Raw genomic sequence first — 21,481 nt, 5'->3', positions numbered from 1 at the left:
GCCGCCGGACGGGAGCCGCCGCGCGATCAAGCGATGGCTCAGGCGCACACGACAAGGGACCCGGCCGCAGCGGACTTCCTGCACGCGCGATGCGCCTGCAGGCAGGTGCTCAGTTGGTGTCCCGAACGTAGGTATCGATGGCCTTGGGCGTCAGGGCAATCACGCGACCGGCAGGAAAACTGGATATCACATAGTTGTCTGGCGCATCGCTTTTGAAAGGCACGTCGAACGTGGACGCGAGAATGCGCGCCCACCCTTCCGGATAGGTGCTGCCGCTGACATGGACAACACTCATCGAAGGCCAATGCACTTGGCGTTTTGTCTGCGGATCCGTCAGGTCGGCCTGGCCGATCAGCACCCGACGCGATTGGAGTTGATGTGTTTTGGCACGTGCTGCCGGCTGAAGCTTGAAGCTATAGGTTCCGCTTTCAGGGTAATGCAGCTCGATGATCGATGCCGGCGAGGCGACGGTGACTTGAAATTCTTTCTCGTACCCGGCCTTGGTTGACCTGGCGCCCTCAAGCAGGCGCCACTCGCGATCGGCAATCGGACGCGCCGATACGATGACCGCGCCCCCCTGTTCCAGCATCGGCGCGTCGACGGTCACGATCAGTCGCGACGATAACGTCGGCTGCTTTGCACAGCCGGTGGCGGCCATGAGCAAACAGGCGATAGCCAAAACGGCGCAGCCAATCCGATACCTGCCCATCGTGTCACTTCCTCAACGCTGCACATCAGCATGGCCGCTCCATGCGGCCTTGCGTCTTTATACGTTCCTTCGCATCGACCGTGTTGCTGCGCGTCTAGCGCGTGTCGCCCGATCCTGCAGGATGATGGCGTGCTGCTGCCCGCCCGCGGCATCGATCTGGCGCCGCATGCACTGCGTGGCGCCCGCTCCTAGCCGCCGCTGCGGGCGTGGTGCATCCCAGGTCACCCTAGGAGCGTGGCTAGCTGTCGGCCGACCTGCGCAGCCGCTCGTCGCGCTCGGTTTCGTTGCTGAAAGCCGGCTTGATCTGGCCACGGCTCGACCACGTGCCGGACATGCCCGTGCCGATGCCCGCGCGTTCAGGGTCATCGGTTTGGCCGACCTGGCGTGGGCGACTCGCCAGACCTTGCCGGCAACCTGCTCCATCGAAGCGCCTGATCAGTCGATCGCAGGCGTGGGCAGCGGTTCCCTGCACTGCCGACGCGCATCCCACGACGACACGCATGTCGCGTTCGGCGACCGCTTGGGTCGGCAAGGCTGCGCGGGGCCAACTGACCGGCAATTCGGCCTGGGTCGACGCCCCCCAGGCGCTGGTGGACAGCACGACGATCACCACGAACCACGACCGGGCCAGACGCATGACGGACTCCGCAAAGACCGGAGCGCGGCGCGTCCCCGGGCGGCGTCGCTGGCCGCCGGATCACCTTCGTGCGTGGCCTCGCGCCAGACCTGACGGCAACCTTACGGTTGCTTGCCGAAGCTGACGGCTGGCTATAAATACTTATAAAACAGTCACATAGCAATGTAGGCCTGAACAAGCTCGGCACCCGGGACAGCGTGTCTGGGGCGAAATGGCAGCAAGTGGTATAGGCCGTACCCTCACCCCAACCCCTCTCCAGGGGGGAGAGGGGCTTGCGTCGTGTCGGGCAGCAGCAGACTTCGGTCGTTCTGCGGCGGGACAAGGTGGCACGTAGTTGCAGGATGACGGTGCAAGGCTGCGCACTGTTCTGGGATGCCAGGCGGAAGCGGCCGGTGAGGCCGACTGCAAGTTCAGGTGATGGCTGGGCTTGTTCGAGTTGGCTGTCTGCCGCCGTACCCTCACCCCAACCCCTCTCCCGGGGGGAGAGGGGCTTGCGTCGTGTCGGGCAGCAGCAGACTTCGGTCGTTCTGCGGCGGGACAAGGTGGCACGTAGTTGCAGGATGACGGTGCAAGGCTGCGCACTGTTCTGGGATGCCAGGCGGAAGCGGCCGGTGAGGCCGACTGCAAGTTCAGGTGATGGCTGGGCTTGTTCGAGTTGGCTGTCTGCCGCCGTACCCTCACCCCAACCCCTCTCCCGGAGGGAGAGGGGCTTGCGTCGTGTCGGGGCAGCAAGCAGATTTCGGTCCTTCTCCGGTGGGACAAGGTGACGCGTAGTTGCAGGATGACGGTGCAAGGCTGCGCACTGTTCTGGGATGCCAGGCGGAAGCGGCCGGTGAGACCGACTGCAAGTTCAGGTGATGGCTGAGCTTTGTTCGGGTTGGCTGTCTTCCGCCGTACCCTCGCCCCAACCCCTCTCCCGGGGGGAGAGGGGCTTGCGTCGTGTCGGGCAGCAGCAGACTTCGGTCGTTCTGCGGCGGGACAAGGTGGCGCGTAGTTGCAGGATGACGGTGCAAGGCTGCGCACGGTCTGGGATGTCAGGCAGAATTCGCCGGTGAGACCGACTGCAGTTCAGGTGATGGCTGGGCTTGTCCGGGTTGGCTGTCTGCCGCCGTACCCTCACCCCAACCCCTCTCCCGGGGGGAGAGGGGCTTAGGTTCTCTTTAGCTCTAGGGCTTTCCGATCCGATCCCCACCTGCCCGCTTTTCCGAATCCCCAATCTCGAATCCCCAATCCCCAATCTCAAATCCCGATTCCCGATTCCCGATTCCCGATTCCCCATTCCCCGCCCTCAAATCACCCGCAACGTGATCGCCTTCAACACCGCCCGCGTGCGGTCGCGGGTGCCCAGCTTTTCCAGGATGGTGGAGACGTAGTTCTTCACCGTGCCTTCGGCCAGGAACAGGGTGCGGGCGATTTCCTTGTTGGAATAGCCTCCGGCCAGCAGGCGCAGGATCGCCACCTCGCGTTCGTTGAAGGTCTCCCGCGGGGCCTGCTGGTCGCGGAACTGGTAGCGGGCGCGCACCGGGTCGGTACTGACCGGTTGCAGCAAGGTGTCGCCTGCGGCAATGCGCTCGATCGCCTCGCGCAGGTCTTCCGGGGCGGCGTCCTTGAGCAGGAAGCCCTGCGCACCGGCCTCGCTGGCGCGGAGCAGCAGGTCGCTGTCGTCGAAGGTGGTGAGCAGCAGCACCGGGGTGCGGTCGCCGCGGGCGCGCAGGTGCTCCAGTGCCTGGATGCCGTCCAGGCCGGGCATGCGGATGTCGCTGAGCACCACGTCCACCGTATGGATGGCCAGCGCATCCAGCAGGCCCTGGCCGTCGTCGGCTTCGCACACCACCTCCACGCCCTGCTGCTGCAGCAGCTCGCGCAGGCCGGCGCGCACCAGGATCTGGTCGTCGGCCAGGGCAATACGACGTGAACTCATACCGGTAGTCTCGCGATCAGGTGCATGCCGCCGGTGGGCGTGCGGCCAAGGTCCAGCTGGCCGTGCAATGCGGCCAGGCGTTCGCGCATGCCGGTAATGCCGTTGCCTTCGCGGATGCGCTCGGCGCGGCGGCCATCGTCGCAGATGTCCACGTGCAACTGTGCGCCTGCGCAATGCAGGTGCACGGCCACTTCATCGGCGTCGGCATGCCGCGCGGCGTTGGTCAGTGCCTCCTGCACCAGCCGCAGCAGCAGCTCGGCCACGCGCGCATCGGTGACACGCACCTCGGCATCGATCTGCAGGCGCAGCGCCGGGCGCGGGAACGGGGCGGCCAGTGCACGCAAGGCAGTCTGCAGGTCCAGGCCCTGGTCGTCGCGCAGCGATTGCACCACGTTGCGGATGTCCGACAGCAGTTCGGCCGACAACTGTTCCACCACCGCCACCTCGTCGCGCTGCGCCAGGGCCGGGTCGGCGCTGAGCAGGCGCAGGTTGATGCGCATGGCGGTGAGCTTGTGCCCGGCCACATCGTGCAACTCGCGCGCCAGCCGCAAACGCTCGGCATCGCGCGCACTGTCGGCCAGCAACGCGCGGGTAGCCAGCAGATCGGCGTTGACGTAGGCCAAGGCGTCGCGCGCCCGCTCGGCACTGCGGGCGTAATGCGCGGTGAGTGCGGCGAAGGCCTGGAAGCCGGCATAGATGCTCACGATCAACAAGGCGCGATCGAAGCCTGCGTGCACCAGCACCGCGTACATGCCCGCATTCAACGCCAGCGCCAGCAGCAGCACGCGCAACGGCGGCCAGGTCATGCCCGCCTGCGCCACCAGCATCACCAGCAGGACCGGCGCGGTGCCGGCACGCGGCTCGATCCAGACCAGCAGCAATGCCAACACCGCTTGCAGCAGGGTGGCCACCGTGCGCAGCGCATGCGTTTGCGGCAACACGGTGTGCAACACGAACAATGCGGTGAAGCCGGCCAGCGCGCCCCAGCGCCAGGCACCGTGGGCAGAGGCATCGGGCATGAACGACAGTGCGACCGCGGCAATGGTGAACGCAGCGGCCAGACGCAGCGGATGTAACAGGTGGCAGAAGGAAGAGTTCATGCGGCGATGCTGACCGCCATGCAGGCGCTCGGCAATGGTGCGCAGGCAGAAGGTGACTTCTGGCAGGTGGGATCGATGACCTGCGGCCCCTGGCACGGGCGTGGTGCGCGCGCAGACTGGCCTCATCCACTCACCGCGTTGCCACGGAGTCACACCATGTCTGCTTCCAGTCTGTTTGTTGCGCTCAACCTGGTCTGGGGTGGCTATGAGCTGCTGCTCAGCCGTCGTCGCCGCGCCAGCGATGGTGGCGTGCACGATCAAGGCACCCTGAAACACCTGTGGCGGGTGCTGTCTGCAGCAGTCGCTGTTGCGGTGGTGCTGGCCTATAGCGGCCTGGCGCACTGGCCGCAGGGCTGGGATGCGTCGCTGCAGTGGGCCGGCTGCGCCTTGATCGGTAGCGGGCTGGCGTTGCGCGTGTGGGCCATCCAGGTGCTGGCGCGCTGGTTCACGGTGGATGTGACCATCCAGCCCGATCACCAGTTGGTGCGTCGCGGCCCGTATCGCTGGCTGCGGCACCCGTCGTACACCGGCGCGCTGCTGGCCTTTTACGGGCTGGCGCTGGGCATGGGCAATGCGTTGTCGGTGATGGCGATCGTGGTGCCGGTGACCTGGGTGTTCCTGCACCGCATTCGCATCGAAGAGGCCGCGTTGCGGCGCGCGTTTCCGGTGGCTTACCCGGCGTATGCGAAGCAGAGCCGGCGCCTGCTGCCACTGGTGTGGTGAGGCCAGCGACTGTGCGGCAGGCGGCAACGCCAGGCATCGAGACGCCCCGCAATCTCGCGGCCCGGCCGCGGCGGGCCTGGCAACCCACCGGCTCCACCGATCGTCTTACACTCGGCGGCTCCCCCGCCGCTGCCGTGCCGTCTTCGATGATCATTTCCGCCGCTTCCGATTACCGCGCCGCCGCCGAAGCACGCCTGCCGCCCTTCCTGTTCCATTACATCGATGGCGGCGCGTATGCCGAGCACACCTTGCGGCGCAATGTCTCGGACCTGGCCGACGTGGCGCTGCGCCAGCGGGTGCTGCGCAATATGTCGGATCTGCGCCTGAGCACCGAGCTGTTCGGCGAAACCCTGGCGATGCCGGTGGCATTGGCGCCGGTCGGCCTCACCGGCATGTATGCACGCCGCGGCGAAGTGCAGGCCGCCCGTGCGGCGGCCGCGCGCGGGATCCCGTTCACCCTGTCCACGGTGTCGGTGTGCCCGATCGAGGAAGTGGCGCCGGCCATCGAACGGCCGATGTGGTTCCAGCTCTATGTGCTCAAGGACCGTGGCTTCATGCGCAATGCGCTGGAACGGGCCAGGGCCGCGGGCGTGACCACGCTGGTGTTCACCGTGGACATGCCCACGCCCGGCGCGCGCTACCGCGATGCGCACTCGGGCATGAGCGGGCCCAACGCGGCGCTGCGGCGCATGCTGCAGGCGGTGACGCACCCGCGCTGGGCCTGGGACGTGGGCTTGCTCGGCAAGCCGCACGATCTGGGCAACATCTCCGCCTACCGCGGCAGCCCTACCGGCCTGCAGGATTACATCGGCTGGCTGGGCGCCAACTTCGACCCGTCCATTGCCTGGAAAGACCTGGAATGGATTCGCGAATTCTGGACCGGGCCAATGGTGATCAAGGGCATCCTGGACCCGGAGGATGCACGCGATGCGGTGCGCTTCGGCGCCGACGGCATCGTGGTCTCCAACCACGGCGGCCGTCAGCTCGACGGCGTGCTGTCCAGCGCACGCGCGCTACCGGCCATCGCCGATGCGGTGAAGGGCGAGCTGAAGATCCTGGCCGACTCGGGCATCCGCAGCGGGCTGGACGTGGTGCGCATGCTGGCCCTGGGTGCCGATGCGGTACTGCTGGGCCGCGCGTTCGTCTACGCGCTGGCGGCTGGCGGCCAGGCCGGCGTGGAAAACCTGCTGACCCTGATCGAAAAGGAAATGCGCGTGGCGATGACGCTGACCGGCACGCAGTCCATCGCCGACATCAGTGCCGACGCGTTGAGCCGGGTCACGCGCGAGCGGGCAGAGACGATCTCGCCCTGAAGCGGCTGGCAATGTCGCGACCGTCGCCCGGCAGGTGTGCAGGGCGCGCCGAGACCAGCGCGGCACTGCCGATTCCAGGCACCGGTCAGGCACGCATGGCGGCAGGGCACTTTCTTCGTCGCTCTGGACGCGGCGAACGACCCTGACCTCATCGCTTGCCGGCGCAGATAGCCCGGAAACGGGTGTCGATCTCTCGCATTCAACGACGCTCATACAGCGTGTTGTTGCTCTGGCGCCACCGGCCCGGCTGATGAGGACGGCGCCGGTAGTCCCAACCTCGCTCCTGGCGGCGCCAGGTGCACAGCATCGCTGCGGGACGTGCGCCACCTCAGCTGCACGCCAGGCATGGTGCGCTTGGCGCGCCCGATTATCCGGCCTTGCGCCGGGGTGCAGCGCTCTTGGCGGCAGTCTTCTTGGTCGCCTTGCCTGCGGTCTTCTTGACAGCCTTCTTCGCCGCTTTTTTGCTGGCCGTTTTCTTCGCAGGTGCGCTTGCCGTTTCGGCCGTGCTGGATTTCTTGGCTGGCGTGCGCGTGTTGGCCTGCAGGCTCTTCTGCAGCAACGACATGAAGTCCACCACGTTGGTAGTGGCGTCTTCATGCTGAGGGGGCTCGACGTCCACGGTGGTCGTGCCGCCCTTCTCCTGGATGCGCTTGCGCAGGATCTTTTCCAGCTTGCCGCGGAATTCGTCGTGGTAATCCTCCGGCTGCCAGGTGCCGGACATCGACTCGATCAGCTGCTTGGCCATCTCCTGTTCCTTGGGCGTGATGCGGTACTCGCCCACCGCACCGGCCGGCAGTTTGAAGTCCTGCGGGTCCACCACCTCCTGCTGATAACGCAGCAGCAACAAGATCAATGCATCGCCCTGCGGCATCACCGCCGCCAGATACTCGCGGGTGCGGATCACTACCTTGGCAATGCCCACCTTGCCGGTGTCGCGCAAGGTTTCGCGCAGGAGCACGTAGCCCTTTTCGGCCTTCTTGCCCGGCACCAGGATGTAGGGCTTTTCGAAATAGCGTGGATCGATGTCGGCGGCATCGACGAAGGTTTCCACCTCGACCGTTTCATGGCTTTCCGGCGCCGCAGAGCGGATATCCTGTTCTTCGACGATGACGTAGCTGCCCTTGTCGTATTCGAATGCCTTGACGATCTCCTTCCACGGCACCTCGTCGCCGGTGTCGGCATTGACGCGTTCGAAGCGGATCGGTTTTTTGTCGCGCGAATCCAGCATCCGGAAATGCAGATCCACCTTGCGCTCGCCCGACATCAACGACACCGGCACGTTGAGCAAGCCGAAGGAAAGGGTGCCGGTCCAGATCGGTCGTGCCATCAGTGCGCTGCTCCATGAATTGCCGCTTCGGGAATGTGGTCCAGGGCCAGCCAGGCATCTTCGACGATGTCGCGCACATGCGGCCAGTCCAGTCGCGAGGCGCCACGCATGCTGTCCCACTGCGCAGCCAGGGCCTGCTCGCAATCGATATCGGCCCCACGCGGCCAGTCGGCGGCATGGGTGAACCGCGCGAACGCATAGGCCGGCGATAGGTCGCGCCAGGTCGGCCCGCCACGCCGGCGGCGGCGCTGGTAGTCGGCCAGGCTGTAGCAATGGAAGTCCTGCGCCACGCCCGCGGTGTCCGGCACGGGCGAAGTGCGATGCGCGCGCCTGGGCGGAGCGGGCTCGACATGGGCACTGAACAGGCGACGGTCGGGGCGGCGATCCTGGGGGCGCATGGCGGCTCCACGGTGCGGCATTGGGGGGCTGACATCAGTAACGCCGCTGCCGTGAGCCATGCGTGAGAAATTCGCTTGCACGACGCGATTTGCGTGCCCTTCACCGCAGGCGCGGTGAACTGCTCGCCCATCTTGCTGTCAGGAGTCCACCATGTCCCGCGACCCTTTACGCGACCAACCCACCCAGCCGGGCGAACAGCATGGCAAGCGCGACGCCGAACACTATGAAGACCGCGGCGCTGGCGATGCGCCCGGGCGCCTGATTCCCGCCGATGATCAGACGCCGGCCAAGAAGCCGGGAAGCGCGCCCTCCACGGGGAGCGATGACTGATACGCGTTCCTGGCAGTGATCTGGCTGCACGCAGGGTGGTTTAGCGCAAGCCAACCGGCACCAGGCCAGCGATGCCGGATTTTCGCTGTCGCGCCGCGCCACGCCGGTGCGCCGCGGCGGATCGGCCGAGCGGCTGCGCCAGGCCGACGGCAGCGTCCCGTTGCGTGACGAGATGCCCGGCCAACCGCCTGTCCGTTCGGCGCTGGCAGACGCACAACGTGGGAAACGCGCCCATTGCGGCGCATGTCGCTGCGACGTTCACCGGCCAAGCAAGATCAGGCATGTTGGGCGACGCATCGGCTACGACGTCACTGCCTCACTCTGGCCCGTTCTCGATCGATGGCCGAGGGCGCGGCAGGAACGGAGCGAGCAGGTCCCTGCGGGAAAGACGCGAGCCTTTCGATATCGCCGGCTGCGCCTGCATGGGAGCGAAGATACGCCGCAGCTCGGCCGGTTGGATCGTGGACAGGAAATAGGGGCGCCACAGCGTCAATTCGTGGTTGTCGGCCAGATTGATCCTGCTGGCCGGCTGGTCGGTAGAGGTGACGAACTGCGCGAAGCGATCGCCGCAGCCGCTGCCGTCACGCTCGGCAGCGGCTGCAGCATCGCTGTCGTGGTGCCAGTGCGGGTGATGCATGAACAACGGCGTGGACTGGATCGGATCCAGCGCACGGACGAACTGGCGCAGCGCGAATCGCAGTGCGCTGTCCTTGGATTTCAGTGTCTCCATATAGACCGTCTCGATGCCCGCCTGCCCCAGGCGTGGCGGGTTGAAGGCATACACGCTGACATTGCCGCTGACCCCGTCCGCACGCAGGAAGTGCGCAATATCGAAGCCGGCGACCGTGGCCACGGCCGCGCCCAGGCTGTGCCCCGTCAATGAGATCGACAGCGCCTTGCCGCTGCCCCGCGCGCGGTCCGCATAACGTGTCAGCACGTCCTTCATGACAGCGCCGTCGGTGCGCGGCAGCTGCGCCTCGGACTGCCACCATTCCTGCCAGCCGGCGCCCACATTGCCCAACGTCGGCAAGCGCTCGTCCAACAGATTGACGTGCGGCCGGGCGATTTGGCTCTTCAGGTCGCATAACACATCGTCCGCAGCATCCAGGCGCGTGCCGGAACAGCCCAGCACCACGACGATCGCCTCGTCCGTCGCGCCCTCCCACAGTTTCAACCGCGGCGTGGACATCGGCGCATCGAGATGGAGCCCACCGATATCGGCGACCGCCGCCAGATCCGCCGTGTACGCTTCGCTGGCGCAGGCGCGCATGCATTCGAGCACCACGCAGCAGTGCATCTCCCATTGCCCATCCTGCCCGGGCGACTGCGCCACTGTACCATCGACCTGCGCAATCGCAGCGGCGAGATCGCAGGTTTGCGCATCGATCTGCAGCAGGCGCGCGCCAGAGGACGGTGTCGCGTTTGCCGCGACCGAACGCGGCGCCTGGCGCACACGCCTGACCGGCGAAGCGCCGAGGCCGGCGAAACCCCTGCGCGGTCGCGCTCGCGGCAGGCAGAGACAGCAACGCAGACAGGCACGCTGGCGTCGGCGCCGGGCGACTGCACGGACGGCCGACTTGGCAGGGACGTCGCAGTCGTTCGCATGGCGCAGCTTCCGGACCAGTCTGCCGGGATCTTAGCCGTGGCCCTGCCTGGCGAGCGGCCCGCAGCGAACTACTGTATGAAAAACGGTAGCCGGCAAGGCGCGGTTGCGCGTCGCAGACAGGCTGGACTCAGTGCGCGAAATCCCACTGCAGGCCCACCGTGTAGGTGCGGTCCGGGCCAGGTTCGTCATAGCGGCCGTTGCCATCGTTGACGATGACCGAGCCCACGTACTGCCGGTCCAGCACATTGTCGATGCGTGCGAAGGTGCGCAGTGCGCCGTAGGTCGTCGTCCAGCGACGCGAGGCTTCCAGGTTCACCAGCGCGTAGCCCGGCGCGCGCTCGGTCGCCAAGTCGTTGACCACGGTGGCGCCGGAGGCCACCGATTCGGCAGCGAACTGCCACTGCGCCGGCTGCCATTGCCAGCGTGCAAACAGCTGCTGGCGCGGCACGCCCGGCAGGCGCGAACCAATGGCCACCACTGCGGTAGGCGTGGCGCAGCCGCTGCTGGCACAGGTGAGGTAGCCATCGCGCACGGTGGCATCGACGAAGGTATAGGCCAGCTGCAGCTGCTGGGCGGCACCGATTGGCTGTTGCCAGCTGAGCTCTGCACCCTGGCGCCGGGTGGCGCCGATGTTGCGATAGGTGCTGCGCCCGTTGGTATTGCTGGCCACCGCCAGCTCGTCGTCGGTGTCGGCGCGGAAGAGCGCAAATTCCAGCGCCGCGCCGCTTTGCGCGCGCCACTTGCTGCCCACTTCGTAGTTGCGGCTGGTGGCCGCGCCCAGGTCCAGCGCCAGGCCGGCGCCGCCATCGCTGCGGTAGCCCAGTTCGTTGAAGGTGGGCGTTTCGAAGCCGCGTCCGACCGAGGCGTAGAAACGCAGATCCTCCGCGGCACGGAACACGATGCCGGCGACCGGCGTGGTCGCCGAATAATCGCGCCGGCCGCTGTCGTCGGGATTGCGCCCGACGATGTAGTGGTCGTCCGAGTCGAAGCGCACCTGGCTATGGCGCACGCCCAGCAGTGCCGACCAACGCTCGCTCCACTGCCACCACAGTTGCGCAAACTGGTCCACGTTCTCGACCTGGTCGCGCTGGTTGCGGCGCAGTGCGCCCTTGACGCCCAGCGTATCGCCGAGGAAGTTTTCGTAACCGGTGCGATGCTGGCGCTGGCGGTCGACATTGGCGCCGACGGTCAGCTGCAGGGGCCGGCCCAGCGCGTCGCCCTGCCAGGCCCAACGCGCGTCGGCACCGTCGTAATTGCTGTCCAGATCGATCACGCCACCCGAATGCAGCGGGTTGCGCTGCACCGCCACCGGGATCGCCAGGAACTGCTCCACGCTGCGCTGCCCGCCATAGGCCATCAAGCGCAACGTCTGGTTGTCCCATTGCTGGGTGAAGATCGCACCGGCCTGCGACTGACGCACCGATTTGCGGGTGTTGAACTGGGTGGCCACCGAGGTGGCTTGCGCCGGGTCGGCGTTGAACTGGGCGCGGGTCAGACCGAGCGGATCCTGGGCATCGGGTGCGTCCAGATAATTGAGCACCAGGTCCAGCCGGCGGCCTTCGGCGAGATCAAAACCCAGCTTGGCATTGACCGACTCGCGCCTGGCGCGGCTATGGGCGCGGAAGCCATCGGTGTCGAAATGATTGGCCGCCACGTTGTAGTGCACCGCGCCCTGCTGGCCGAGCAATTGCGCACCGACATTGACGGTGGCGTTGCTGCCATAGGTGGCGCGCAGCCGCCACGGGTCGTCCGGCTGGCCGTCGGCGCTCCACAGCTGCAGCACGCCGCCGGAGGAATTGCCGTACAACGCCGAAAACGGTCCGCGCAGCACTTCCACCCGCTGCGCGCCCAGCACGTTGAAGTGCGACAGCTGGCCCTGGCCATCGGGCATGCTGGCCGGGATGCCGTCCACCAGCAGGCGCACCCCGCGCACGCCGAAGGTGGAGCGCGCGCCGAAGCCGCGGATCGACAGCTGGGTGTCCTGCGCGTAGTTCTGGCGGTCGCGCGCCACCAGCCCGGGGATGCCGTCCAGCAACTCGGAGACCTGCGCGCCGCGGCGGTTGTCGTCATCGGCCGCCACCACGGTGAACGAGGCCGGCAGGTCGAAGTCGTCCACCCCGCGCACACGCGCGGCGTCCACCTGCACGGTGGGCAGGCGCTGGATCGGGGTGGCGGCGGGCGGCGCCGGATCAGCGGCCAGGACGGGCGATGTGGCGCCCGTGGCGAACAGGCCGCAGGCGGCGGCCAACAAGGTGAGTCTGGACATGCATCTAGTGTCCCTCATCCGTACTGTCAGTGCATTGTTGCGTACGGAACGAAGCATGCTACGCCGGCCATGGGCTGCTACGATGAGTTGGTTTGGCCCAGCAGCGGCCAACGATCCGGAAGTACCCCACTCTTTCGTCCTTCAGCGAGTCTTGCCGTGTCCTTCTTTGCAAACGTGGAACAGGTTCCAGGCGACCCCATCCTGGGCCTGACCGAGGCCTACAACGCCGACAGCCGCCCCAACAAGGTCAACCTGGGCGTGGGCATCTATTACGACGAGAACGGGCGCATCCCGCTGTTGCGCGCCGTGCACAAGATCGAGCAGCAGCTGGCGCAAGACGCCAAACCGCGCGGCTATTTGCCCATCGACGGCCTGGCTGCATACGACAAGGCCACCCAGGAGCTGCTGTTCGGCGCCGACTCTGCGCTGGTGACCTCCGGCCGCGTGGCGACCTCGCAGACCGTGGGCGGCAGCGGCGCATTGCGCGTGGGTGCCGACCTGCTCAAGAAGCTGCTGCCCACCGCCACCATCGCCATCAGCAACCCCAGCTGGGAAAACCATCGCGCAGTGTTCGGCGCGGCCGGTTTCGAGGTTGTCGATTACACCTACTTCGATGCCGCCAGCCATGGCCTGAACTTCGACGGCATGCTCGCCGACCTGGCCACGCTGGAGCCGGGCACCGTGGTGTTGCTGCACGCCTGCTGCCACAACCCCACCGGCGCGGACCTGAGCCGCGAGCAGTGGAAGCAGGTGGCCGGGCTGTTGAAGGAACGCAACCTGTTCCCGTTCGTCGACATCGCCTACCAGGGCTTCGACCAGGGTATCGAGGCCGATGCCTACGCGGTGCGCCTGCTGGCGGCCGAAGGCATCGACAGCTACGTGGTGGCCAGCTCCTACTCCAAGTCGTTCTCGCTGTATGGCGAGCGCGTGGGCGCGCTGTCGGTGGTCTCGGCCACCGCCGCCGAAGCCAAGGCCGTGCAGTCGCAGGTCAAGCGCATCATTCGCACGATCTACTCCAGCCCGTCCACGCACGGCGCCGCACTGGTGGCCGGCGTGCTGACCAGCCCGGAGCTGCGCGATCTGTGGGAGCAGGAACTGACCGAAATGCGCGAGCGCATCCATTCCCTGCGCGCCGGGCTGGTGGAAAAACTCGCCACGCTGGGTGCGCCGGAATTCGACTTCATCCAGCGCCAGGCCGGCATGTTTTCGTACTCAGGCCTGACCCGCACGCAGGTGGACCGCCTGCGCGACGAATTCGCGATCTACGCCGTCGGCACTGGCCGCATCTGCGTGGCCGCACTGAGCCAGCGCAACCTGGACTACGTGGCCCAGGCCGTGGCCACTGTCAGCCGGGTGTAAGCGTCCGCCGCTGCACGCAGCTGCAGGGAAGGACTGCAAACCGGGAGCGCGCACGCCTCCCGGTTTCTTTTTGCCCGGCGACGCCGCTTGCTTCCCCCGTCTACGGGGGAAGGTGCCCGAAGGGCGGATGGGGGCAAGCATCGCCATCACCGGCCCCATTCGCACATATTCGATCACCGGCGATGCAAACCGCGCATCAAGTGATCGAAATCTAACGCGGCAATGGCGACAATGGCGGCCCACTTCCTACACAGGCTGCCCGTTCCCATGTCGCGTCCCTCGCTGACCCGCTTCCTGATCGAAGAGCAACACGCCGGCCGTATCGATGCGGAATTGCGCCAGCTGATCACCATCGTCTCGCGCGCCTGCAAGCGCATCTCCATCGCCGTGAGCAAGGGCGCCCTGGGCGGCGTGCTCGGCGATGCCGGTACCGGCAACGTGCAGGGCGAAGCACAGAAAAAGCTCGATGTGCTGAGCAACGACATCCTGCTGGAAGCCAATGCCTGGGGCGGCCATCTGGCCGCGTGCGCGTCCGAAGAAATGGACCACAGCCAGCCGGTGCCCGACCAATACCCCAGCGGCGATTTCCTGCTGTTGTTCGACCCGCTCGACGGCAGTTCCAACATCGACGTCAATGTCTCGGTGGGCACCATCTTCTCGGTGCTGCGCGCGCCAAAGGGCACGGAAAAGCCGGGCGATGAGCACTTCCTGCAGCCGGGCACCCAACAGGTCGCTGCCGGCTACTGCATCTACGGCCCCAGCACCATGCTGGTGCTCACGCTGGGCCACGGCACCCACGCCTTTACGCTGGAGCGCGAGGAAGGCAGCTTCCTGCTGACCCAGGCCAACATGCGCGTGCCCGAAGACACCGCCGAATACGCCATCAACATGTCCAACCAACGCCACTGGGAACCGGCAATGCAGGCCTACGTGGGCGACCTGCTGGCCGGCAAGGAGGGCGCCCGCGGCAAGGATTTCAACATGCGCTGGATCGCCAGCATGGTGGCCGACGTGCACCGCATCCTCACCCGCGGCGGCATCTTCATCTACCCCTGGGACAAGAAGGACGCCTCCAAGCCGGGCAAGCTGCGCCTGATGTACGAAGCCAACCCGATGAGCATGCTGGTGGAACGGGCCGGCGGCGCGGCCACCACCGGGCGCGAACGCATCTTGGAGATCCAGCCCACACAATTGCACCAGCGCGTACCGGTGTTCCTGGGCTCGAAGAACGAAGTAGCCGAGGCCACGCGCTATCACCTGGATGCCGATAAGGCGTAGGGCTGCGAGTGCAGCTGGCAAGGCATGCACACTGGATTCCACAAGACACCCGCCTAGTGCGGGTGTCTTGGTTCATGGCGCCCGCTGATTGCAGCGCCCATCAGACGATGGGAAACGAGGGCCGCCGGTGCGATATGTCTTCAAGGGTCGTCATTTGACTCCACACGTGGCAGCAGTGAGTATCGCCCTCGGGCCGGAGCCGGAGCCGGACGGTCTACGCGAAGTCGATTCCAATCGCACTGCCTTGCAACAGTCGGCCGACTGCCCGCAAGGATCACGTCTGGATCAGGGAGTTCTCATGAAAACCGCACGCGTTGCACTGGTGGCTGCCGTCCTGTTGCAGGCCACCCCCGCATTCTCCGCGCCGACCCCCGCATCGCCACTGGTCGGAACCTGGCTGCTGGACACCAGCAGCCTTCCGATGCCGGAAGCTGTACGCCCCAAACGTGTCGTTTTGCAGTTCAAGCAGGTCTCGGGCAACAAGTGGGCAACCCATGCCGAAATCGTCGAACACGACGATACGAAGCTGCAAGCGCAATCCACGCTACTGCTGGATGGCACCCCGGGTCGGGCGTCCGGTACATATCTGGTGGACCGCGCCGCGGTCAAAATGCCAGAGCCCGGTGTACTGGTGATGCAGCTGATGTATCAAGGCGTCCCCGCCTCCACCCGCACCTATACGGTCAGCGCCGATGGCAAAGTCATGACCGAAATCGAAGCGTATTTCAAAGATGGCAACCCGATGATGCGCACGGCCTATTTCAATCGCGCGCCGAGTCAGAGCAGGTAAGCAACACCACGTCGTGCCCATTCACGGCGCGACGTGGTTTTCGAGGCGCCGGTGTAGTTCGACGGCTCGCCTCCCAGGCCGCGTTGTGCGCTCCAGACAGTGAAGAGGCTGGAAGATCACCCTGATGGCACTCTGCACTAGCACTTCCAATGGCGGCGTGGGACCACTCGAGTTCGACATGACGCAAGCGCAAGTTGCCGAGGTCGAAGCGGTCATGGGGCCTATCGAGGAAATCGCCGCAGACTCGCTGCCTGCCGGTAGCCTTGCAATCAACCAGCTCCGTCATCGCGGTGCGCCGTTGTGCGCGTTTCACCGGGGGCGCTTGCGCTATCTCGATCGGGCCGTCCGACATCATCGCGGCCAGGTTCCAGGACATATCGCGATTCAGCGGCGATCCCAAACACGTGTATTGGACACCTGGACAGGCAGCCCGTGCCGTCTTTTGGCGTCACAACAGCGGTGTCCTGCCGTCGTTGGGGTTGGAATTGGCCGGTTTCGTGATCGAATACGGCCCGAAAGGCAAACCACTCGTGTTCGTCAGCACGACAGCGGCATTTACCTGGCCACACCCGGCGCTCTTTCATCCCGGCCGGGAACATTTCAGCAAAGGGGATCTGATCGCAACTTCCAACCTGGCAGCGTGAGGCCGCGCCAGGCAATCAGGCTTGGTGGCAGCAACCGCCTCCTCAGTGGAGCGCTGACATTGATTCCCAGCATGGCCTTGATTGCGATGCGGCAGGCATGACGGAGCCGCTGCAGCGCAATACGCTGCTGCTGACCGTGGCACAGCTGACGAAGGCGGGATTGAAGATTATCGCCGCCGCGATATACGCGTGCTTCGCCGCCTCATTTTTCAGTGGCATCGTCCTGTTCATCCCGTTCCTTTTTTTTGGCGGTTTTGTCGTTCTTTTTATCTTTTTTGTTACGTCATTCGTGATGGGGTTGCCTGCATTCTTGATGGTGGGCGTGCCCGTCTTGCACTGGATTCCCGCGCTGAAGTCCGCGCGTCCTCGCGACGCGGCGTTGGCGGGGGCAGTCAGTGCAGCTATCGTCGACTGCTACATTTATTGGGCTGGCTTTTTCCCGGATCTGACCCGTTCTTCAAAATCTGCGCCGCTATTTTTCGGATCCACCATTGTCTGGGCGGCCTTCGCTGGCTGGCTGTATCAGCGCGCCAGAAAACACCCTAAGAACACCTAGCCGCAACGGGTGGCGGTGTTGCCTGCTGCGCACCGTCAAAGGCAAACAGGCGGGACTGACGGATGCTCGCGCGGCGCAAAATGCCGGAATGCACATCGGCATGGCACCCGCTTGATCAGGCAGATCTTGTTGGGCGCAAAGCGCGGTCGCCAGCATCGGCAACCGTGCCAACGAGCGTGCTACGCGCCATCGCTACGCTTGACGATCGCCACCTGCTGGGCAGGTTGTGGTGGGTCATCGGCCTCGCTACCGGATGCGCTCGCCTCACACCTCTCGGCGTCTTGCCATTGCCCCTTGACCGCCAGCGCACACAACGGCCAGTCTCGAGGGCTGGCACGGCGGGGCCGTGTCGCGCGTCTTCAATGGAGAACCGCCGTGGACCGTCGTACCTTCCTCACCCTGTCCGGCATCGGTGCCGCCGGGCTGCTGCTGCCCAATACGCGGCTGATCGCCGCCGAGCAGTTGCTTGCGCCAGTGGATGCCGCACGCAACCGCCGCCTTTCCGATGCCGCGCTCACCACCGCCAAGGCCGCCGGTGCCAGCTATTGCGATGTGCGCGTGGGGCGCTATCTGCGTCAGTTCGTGATCACCCGCGAGGCGCAGGTGGAGAACGTGGTCAATGCCGAATCCAGCGGCGTGGGCGTGCGCGTGCTGGCCGATGGCGCCTGGGGGTTCGCGGCCACCAACACGCTGACCAGCGATGGTGTGGCCACCGCCACGCGGCAGGCGGTGGTCATTGCCAAGGCAAATGCGCGCTTGGGCGGCACGCCGGTGCAGCTGGCGCCGGTGACGCCGGCCGGACAGGTCAGCTGGAAGACGCCGATCAGGAAGAACGCCATGGAAGTGCCGCTGCAGGACAAGGTGGCACTGCTGATGGACGTCAACGCCGCTGCGCTCAATGCCGGTGCAACCTTCGTGGCCTCGCGCATGTTTGCGATCAATGAGCAAAAATATTTTGCCAGCAGCGATGGCTCCTATATCGATCAGGACGTGCACCGGTTGTGGCTGCCGTTCACCGTTACCGCAGTGGACAAGGCCAGCGGCAAGTTCCGCACCCGCGACGGACTGTCCTCGCCGATGGGCATGGGCTACGAATATCTGGATGGCGATGCCAGCCAGAAGCACCCGCTGCCAGGCGGGCTGATCGGTTACGGGCACAGCTACGATGCGCGTGAGGACGCGATCGCCGCGGCCAAGCAGGCACGCGCCAAACTCACCGCGCCGTCGGTGAAGGCAGGCAAGTACGATCTGGTGATCGACCCGAGCAATCTGTTCCTCACCATCCACGAATCGGTGGGGCATCCGCTGGAGCTCGATCGCGTGCTGGGATACGAGGCCAACTACGCCGGCACCAGTTTCGCTACCCTGGACAAGCGCGATGCCAAGTTCCGCTGGGGCAGCGATGCGGTGACCTTCGTCGCCGACAAGACGCAGCCGGGCAGCCTGGGCGCGGTGGGCTACGACGATGAAGGGGTGAAGACCAAGCAGTGGGAACTGGTGAAGGACGGCATCCTGGTCGACTACCAGTGCACGCGCGATCAGGCGCACCTGCTCGGCAAGACCGCGTCGGATGGTTGTAGCTACGCCGATTCGTGGTCGAACGTGCAATTCCAACGCATGCCCAATGTGTCGCTGGCGCCAGGCAAGATGCCGTTGGCAGTTGCCGACATGATCAAGAACGTGGAGCGCGGCTTGTACATCCATGGGCGCGGTTCGTATTCGATCGATCAGCAGCGCTACAACGCGCAGTTCGGCGGACAGCTGTTCTACGAGATCGAAAATGGCCAGGTCACCCGCCTGGTGGAAGATGGCGCCTACCAGATCCGCACGCCGGAATTCTGGAATGCCTGCAGCGCGGTGTGCGATCAACACGATTTCCGCCTGGGCGGCTCGTTCTTCGATGGCAAGGGTCAGCCCAGCCAGGTCTCGGCGGTGTCGCATGGTGCGTCTACTGCGCGTTTCGATGGCATCAACGTGATCAATACCGCGCGTTCGTTGGGGTGAGGCCAGCCAACCGTTGGATGGCAGGTGGCTTGGTTGAAACTGGCTTGGTTTTTGTGCAGATGGTGCATCCGCATCGTCATGTCGCTTCGAAGCACGCGAAAATGTCGCTTTATTTGGTTGCCTGTTGGATCAAACTCTGTTGGTCGAGTGCGCGGTGTCCTCACCGCTCGCGGGACACGCCGTGAACCCGTCCATGGGGCTCGATGGCGGCATCCATACCGCCAACGGTCCCGCAATCACCGCGCCAGACAGTTGGCTGGTGGTTTGTTGAAGAGCAAAGACGCTGCGTCGCTAATGTGGTGATCGCTTGTTCAAACCTGTGCGCACCGATCAACGCGACTGGCCCTTGCCCGCCCACCGTCGAAGGACCCGTGGCGGCATGCATGCCGCCACGGAGCTTGCATGGACGTACTTGCAGCGTATCCCGCAAGGGGGGGCGGGTAAGGGCCCTGCAGCGAGCGCACAGATCCTCCGCTCTGCACCTGAGTTTCCGCAGGCATCCAAACGCCACGATTTCATCTGTTGCAATCGCTTGGCATGCGCCGACCCTGGTCAGTCGAAGGCACGGTGCCTCACCGCGCCAGACAGTTGGTCGGTGGTCTGGTAAAGCTCTTTGTTGCTCGGCTTTGCTGAGAAGACACCAGTCTGCGTATCCAACGCGCTGCAACAGTCCTCGCACACCGCCAGCCGCGCCCGCCACACATCAACGCAAGCCGGGAGTGCCACCGGCTTCGTACGGGCCAACGTTTGCACACGCACCCCTGCCGAAAGTCATTTGACGCAGCATTCATCGGCCGGCAAGAATCGGTGGATACCGCGCGCAGAGCCATGTGCGTGTCACCACACCACCTGCGCGCCGCGCGGGACTATTGGGGAGTTGCCCGTGCAGCGACGTGATTTCCTGGCCCTCACCGGGCTGACCATGGGCGGGCTGATCGTGCCGGCCTATTTCGGCAAGGCGATTGCCGCCGAGCAGTTGTTGACACCCTTCGATGCGGGCCGCAAGAAACGCCTGGCCGATGCCGGCTTGAACGCTGCGCGCCAGGCCGGCGCCAGCTATTGCGATGTGCGCATCGGCCGCTATCTGCGCCAGTTCGTGATCACCCGCGAGGACAAGGTGCAGAACGTGGTCAACACTGAGTCCATCGGTGCCGGCATCCGCGTCATCGTGGGCGGCGCGTGGGGCTTTGCCGCCACCAACGAGCTGACCGAACAAGGCGTGGCCAAGGCTGCCGCGCAGGCGGCGGCGATCGCCAAGGCCAATGCCAAGGTGCAGGGCACGCCGGTGCAACTGGCGCCGACGCCGGGCGTGGGCGAGGTGAGCTGGAAGACGCCGATCAAGAAGAACGCCATGGAAGTGCCGATCAAGGACAAGGTGGACCTGCTGCTCGGCGTCAACGCCGCAGCCACCGCGGCTGGCGCCAACTTCGTCAACTCGATGCTGTTCGTGGTCAACGAGCAGAAGTATTTCGCCAGCACCGACGGCTCCAACATCGACCAGGATGTGCACCGCATCTGGGCGCCGATGAGCGTGACCGCGATCGACAAGGCCAGCGGCAAGTTCCGCACCCGCGATGGCCTGTCCGCGCCGATGAGCCTGGGCTACGAATATCTGGATGGCGCCGCCTCCGGCAAGTTCGTCTCGCCCAACGGCGTGGTCAATTACGGCCTGTCCTACGACATGAAGGAAGACGCCATCGCTGCCGCCAAACAGGCGCAGGAAAAGCTCAAGGCGCCGTCGGTGAAGCCGGGCAAGTACGACCTGGTGCTGGACCCCTCGCACACCTGGCTCACCATCCACGAATCGGTGGGCCATCCGCTGGAGCTGGACCGCGTGCTCGGCTACGAAGCCAACTACGCCGGCACCAGCTTCGCCACGCTGGACAAGCTCAAGGCCGGCTTCCAGTACGGCAGCGACAAGGTGCATATCCTCGCCGACAAGACGCAGGCAGGCAGCCTGGGCGCGGTGGGCTACGACGATGAGGGCGTCAAGACCAAGCAGTGGGACCTGATCCGCGACGGCAAGCTGGTGGACTACCAGGCCATCCGCGATCAGGCGCATATCCTGGGCAAGACCGCCTCCGATGGTTGCTGCTACGCAGACTCGTGGTCGAGCGTGCAGTTCCAGCGCATGGCCAATGTGTCGCTGGCCGCCGGCAAGACGCCGCTGAGCGTGAGCGATCTGATCAAGAACGTGGAAAACGGCATCTACATCATCGGCGATGGCTCGTTTTCCATCGACCAGCAGCGCTACAACGCGCAGTTCGGTGGCCAGCTGTTCTACGAGATCAAGAACGGCGCCATCACCCGCATGCTCGAAGACGTGGCCTACCAGATCCGCACGCCGGAATTCTGGAACGCCTGCAGCGCCGTGGCCGATCAACGCGACTACCGCCTGGGCGGCTCGTTCTTCGACGGCAAGGGCCAGCCGAGCCAGGTCTCGGCGGTCTCGCATGGTTCGTCCACCGCCCGCTTCGATGGCATCAACGTCATCAGCACCGCCCGCTCGCTCGGCTGAC

At 65.5% G+C, this 21,481-nt stretch carries 17 protein-coding genes and 1 pseudogene; 10 read left to right on the top strand and 8 right to left on the bottom strand.

Annotated elements, in window-relative coordinates; all coding sequences use genetic code 11:
* Positions 1 to 109: 109 nt before the first annotated feature.
* The 4 genes from ACCQ00_RS00575 to ACCQ00_RS00560 all read right to left on the bottom strand — a co-directional run bounded on the left by ACCQ00_RS00575 (position 110) and on the right by ACCQ00_RS00560 (position 4,463).
* Complete coding sequence (locus ACCQ00_RS00575; protein WP_039575326.1) at positions 110 to 658, bottom strand: hypothetical protein; 549 nt, start codon at positions 656 to 658, stop codon at positions 110 to 112.
* Positions 659 to 947: 289 nt separating this feature from the next.
* Entirely contained in the window at positions 948 to 1,346 is a 399-nt protein-coding gene (locus ACCQ00_RS00570; RefSeq protein WP_039575323.1) for a hypothetical protein, read from the bottom strand.
* Positions 1,347 to 2,634: 1,288 nt separating this feature from the next.
* Positions 2,635 to 3,267 (bottom strand): response regulator transcription factor, encoded by a 633-nt coding sequence (locus ACCQ00_RS00565; RefSeq protein ID WP_039574445.1) that lies wholly within the window; start codon positions 3,265 to 3,267, stop codon positions 2,635 to 2,637.
* Entirely contained in the window at positions 3,264 to 4,463 is a 1,200-nt protein-coding gene (locus ACCQ00_RS00560; protein ID WP_039574443.1) for a sensor histidine kinase, read from the bottom strand. Before ACCQ00_RS00560 ends, ACCQ00_RS00565 begins: the two co-directional genes overlap by 4 nt.
* A gap of 60 nt (positions 4,464 to 4,523) precedes the next feature.
* Between ACCQ00_RS00560 and ACCQ00_RS00555 the strand changes: the two genes are divergently transcribed.
* Positions 4,524 to 5,090 (top strand): methyltransferase family protein, encoded by a 567-nt coding sequence (locus tag ACCQ00_RS00555; protein ID WP_039574440.1) that lies wholly within the window; start codon positions 4,524 to 4,526, stop codon positions 5,088 to 5,090.
* A 146-nt stretch (positions 5,091 to 5,236) separates the two neighbouring features.
* Positions 5,237 to 6,403 (top strand): FMN-dependent L-lactate dehydrogenase LldD, encoded by a 1,167-nt coding sequence (gene lldD / locus ACCQ00_RS00550; RefSeq protein WP_039574437.1) that lies wholly within the window; start codon positions 5,237 to 5,239, stop codon positions 6,401 to 6,403.
* A 367-nt stretch (positions 6,404 to 6,770) separates the two neighbouring features.
* Here the strand turns inward: lldD and ku are convergent, their stop codons facing one another.
* Both ku and ACCQ00_RS00540 read right to left on the bottom strand, forming a co-directional pair.
* On the bottom strand, positions 6,771 to 7,730 hold the full coding sequence (gene ku / locus ACCQ00_RS00545) for a non-homologous end joining protein Ku (RefSeq protein ID WP_039574436.1): 960 nt from the start codon (positions 7,728 to 7,730) through the stop codon (positions 6,771 to 6,773).
* Complete coding sequence (locus ACCQ00_RS00540; RefSeq protein ID WP_228508045.1) at positions 7,730 to 8,095, bottom strand: hypothetical protein; 366 nt, start codon at positions 8,093 to 8,095, stop codon at positions 7,730 to 7,732. Before ACCQ00_RS00540 ends, ku begins: the two co-directional genes overlap by 1 nt.
* A gap of 184 nt (positions 8,096 to 8,279) precedes the next feature.
* On the opposite strand from ACCQ00_RS00540, the gene ACCQ00_RS00535 reads away from it, so the two are divergent.
* Positions 8,280 to 8,459, top strand: a complete 180-nt coding sequence (locus ACCQ00_RS00535) for a hypothetical protein (protein ID WP_017157964.1) — start codon at positions 8,280 to 8,282, stop codon at positions 8,457 to 8,459.
* Positions 8,460 to 8,775: 316 nt separating this feature from the next.
* Here the strand turns inward: ACCQ00_RS00535 and xopAP are convergent.
* Both xopAP and ACCQ00_RS00525 read right to left on the bottom strand, forming a co-directional pair.
* A pseudogene (gene xopAP / locus ACCQ00_RS00530) lies at positions 8,776 to 10,025 on the bottom strand (XopAP family type III secretion system effector).
* A 167-nt stretch (positions 10,026 to 10,192) separates the two neighbouring features.
* Positions 10,193 to 12,331, bottom strand: a complete 2,139-nt coding sequence (locus tag ACCQ00_RS00525) for a TonB-dependent receptor family protein (protein WP_039574432.1) — start codon at positions 12,329 to 12,331, stop codon at positions 10,193 to 10,195.
* Positions 12,332 to 12,487: 156 nt separating this feature from the next.
* Here ACCQ00_RS00525 and ACCQ00_RS00520 point away from each other — a divergent pair, with 156 nt between their 5' ends.
* The 7 genes from ACCQ00_RS00520 (at position 12,488) to ACCQ00_RS00490 (ending at position 21,480) form a co-directional block, all read left to right on the top strand.
* Entirely contained in the window at positions 12,488 to 13,690 is a 1,203-nt protein-coding gene (locus tag ACCQ00_RS00520; protein WP_039574430.1) for an amino acid aminotransferase, read from the top strand.
* 267 nt (positions 13,691 to 13,957) lie between these two features.
* The gene (locus ACCQ00_RS00515) at positions 13,958 to 14,968 is read left to right on the top strand and encodes a class 1 fructose-bisphosphatase (protein WP_372354039.1); all 1,011 of its coding nucleotides are present in this window, start codon (positions 13,958 to 13,960) and stop codon (positions 14,966 to 14,968) included.
* A 322-nt stretch (positions 14,969 to 15,290) separates the two neighbouring features.
* A complete protein-coding gene (locus tag ACCQ00_RS00510) occupies positions 15,291 to 15,758 on the top strand; it encodes a hypothetical protein (protein WP_052756688.1) in 468 nt (155 codons plus the stop codon).
* Positions 15,759 to 16,162: 404 nt separating this feature from the next.
* Positions 16,163 to 16,402, top strand: coding sequence for a hypothetical protein (locus ACCQ00_RS00505; protein ID WP_039574424.1), 240 nt, complete (start codon positions 16,163 to 16,165; stop codon positions 16,400 to 16,402).
* A 97-nt stretch (positions 16,403 to 16,499) separates the two neighbouring features.
* On the top strand, positions 16,500 to 16,958 hold the full coding sequence (locus ACCQ00_RS00500; protein WP_039574423.1) for a hypothetical protein: 459 nt from the start codon (positions 16,500 to 16,502) through the stop codon (positions 16,956 to 16,958).
* Positions 16,959 to 17,333: 375 nt separating this feature from the next.
* Positions 17,334 to 18,962 (top strand): TldD/PmbA family protein, encoded by a 1,629-nt coding sequence (locus ACCQ00_RS00495; RefSeq protein WP_039574420.1) that lies wholly within the window; start codon positions 17,334 to 17,336, stop codon positions 18,960 to 18,962.
* A gap of 883 nt (positions 18,963 to 19,845) precedes the next feature.
* Positions 19,846 to 21,480, top strand: coding sequence for a TldD/PmbA family protein (locus tag ACCQ00_RS00490; protein ID WP_039575536.1), 1,635 nt, complete (start codon positions 19,846 to 19,848; stop codon positions 21,478 to 21,480).
* Position 21,481: the final 1 nt, after the last annotated feature.

Origin of the sequence: Xanthomonas sp. NCPPB 3761, assembly GCF_041475705.2 — a bacterium.
In the GTDB taxonomy this organism is placed as follows: Bacteria; Pseudomonadota; Gammaproteobacteria; order Xanthomonadales; family Xanthomonadaceae; genus Xanthomonas; species Xanthomonas phaseoli.
This window is presented reverse-complemented; position numbering and strand designations above follow the sequence as displayed.

Bases quoted from the DNA above. Each gene is read 5' to 3' on its own strand.
- ACCQ00_RS00575 (WP_039575326.1), bottom strand. From the start codon at position 658: ATGGCCGCCACCGGCTGTGCAAAGCAGCCGACGTTATCGTCGCGACTG.
- ACCQ00_RS00570 (WP_039575323.1), bottom strand. From the start codon at position 1,346: ATGCGTCTGGCCCGGTCGTGGTTCGTGGTGATCGTCGTGCTGTCCACC.
- ACCQ00_RS00565 (WP_039574445.1), bottom strand. From the start codon at position 3,267: ATGAGTTCACGTCGTATTGCCCTGGCCGACGACCAGATCCTGGTGCGC.
- ACCQ00_RS00555 (WP_039574440.1), top strand. From the start codon at position 4,524: ATGTCTGCTTCCAGTCTGTTTGTTGCGCTCAACCTGGTCTGGGGTGGC.
- lldD (WP_039574437.1), top strand. From the start codon at position 5,237: ATGATCATTTCCGCCGCTTCCGATTACCGCGCCGCCGCCGAAGCACGC.
- ku (WP_039574436.1), bottom strand. From the start codon at position 7,730: ATGGCACGACCGATCTGGACCGGCACCCTTTCCTTCGGCTTGCTCAAC.
- ACCQ00_RS00535 (WP_017157964.1), top strand. From the start codon at position 8,280: ATGTCCCGCGACCCTTTACGCGACCAACCCACCCAGCCGGGCGAACAG.
- ACCQ00_RS00525 (WP_039574432.1), bottom strand. From the start codon at position 12,331: ATGTCCAGACTCACCTTGTTGGCCGCCGCCTGCGGCCTGTTCGCCACG.
- ACCQ00_RS00515 (WP_372354039.1), top strand. From the start codon at position 13,958: ATGTCGCGTCCCTCGCTGACCCGCTTCCTGATCGAAGAGCAACACGCC.
- ACCQ00_RS00500 (WP_039574423.1), top strand. From the start codon at position 16,500: ATGACGGAGCCGCTGCAGCGCAATACGCTGCTGCTGACCGTGGCACAG.